At 53.6% G+C, this 1,357-nt stretch carries 1 rRNA gene; it reads left to right on the forward strand.

The window, feature by feature from the left end:
• Positions 1–1,357: ribosomal RNA gene (locus ACWPW2_RS22305) — 23S ribosomal RNA — on the forward strand; the annotation flags it as partial.

Below are 1,357 nucleotides of genomic sequence, written 5' to 3' on the forward strand. Positions count from 1 at the left end.
TGTGAGCTCGATGAGTAGGGCGGGACACGTGGTATCCTGTCTGAATATGGGGGGACCATCCTCCAAGGCTAAATACTCCTGACTGACCGATAGTGAACCAGTACCGTGAGGGAAAGGCGAAAAGAACCCCGGCGAGGGGAGTGAAACAGAACCTGAAACCGTGTACGTACAAGCAGTGGGAGCCTCTTTTATGGGGTGACTGCGTACCTTTTGTATAATGGGTCAGCGACTTATATTCTGTAGCAAGGTTAACCGTATAGGGGAGCCGCAGGGAAACCGAGTCTTAACTGGGCGTTAAGTTGCAGGGTATAGACCCGAAACCCGGTGATCTAGCCATGGGCAGGTTGAAGGTTGGGTAACACTAACTGGAGGACCGAACCGACTAATGTTGAAAAATTAGCGGATGACCTGTGGCTGGGGGTGAAAGGCCAATCAAACCGGGAGATAGCTGGTTCTCCCCGAAAGCTATTTAGGTAGCGCCTCGTGAATTCATCTCCGGGGGTAGAGCACTGTTTCGGCTAGGGGGCCATCCCGGCTTACCAACCCGATGCAAACTACGAATACCGGAGAATGTTATCACGGGAGACACACGGCGGGTGCTAACGTCCGTCGTGAAGAGGGAAACAACCCAGACCGCCAGCTAAGGTCCCAAAGTCATGGTTAAGTGGGAAACGATGTGGGAAGGCCCAGACAGCCAGGATGTTGGCTTAGAAGCAGCCATCATTTAAAGAAAGCGTAATAGCTCACTGGTCGAGTCGGCCTGCGCGGAAGATGTAACGGGGCTAAACCATGCACCGAAGCTGCGGCAGCGACACTATGTGTTGTTGGGTAGGGGAGCGTTCTGTAAGCCGTCGAAGGTGTGCTGTGAGGCATGCTGGAGGTATCAGAAGTGCGAATGCTGACATAAGTAACGATAAAGCGGGTGAAAAGCCCGCTCGCCGGAAGACCAAGGGTTCCTGTCCAACGTTAATCGGGGCAGGGTGAGTCGACCCCTAAGGCGAGGCCGAAAGGCGTAGTCGATGGGAAACAGGTTAATATTCCTGTACTTGGTGTTACTGCGAAGGGGGGACGGAGAAGGCTATGTCGGCCGGGCGACGGTTGTCCCGGTTTAAGCGTGTAGGTGTGTGTTCCAGGTAAATCCGGTTCACTTTAACACTGAGGCGTGATGACGAGGCACTACGGTGCTGAAGTGACAAATGCCCTGCTTCCAGGAAAAGCCTCTAAGCATCAGGTAACACGAAATCGTACCCCAAACCGACACAGGTGGTCAGGTAGAGAATACCAAGGCGCTTGAGAGAACTCGGGTGAAGGAACTAGGCAAAATGGTGCCGTAACTTCGGGAGAAGGCACGCTGGTG

This window comes from Kosakonia sp. Marseille-Q7440 (genome assembly GCF_965119485.1).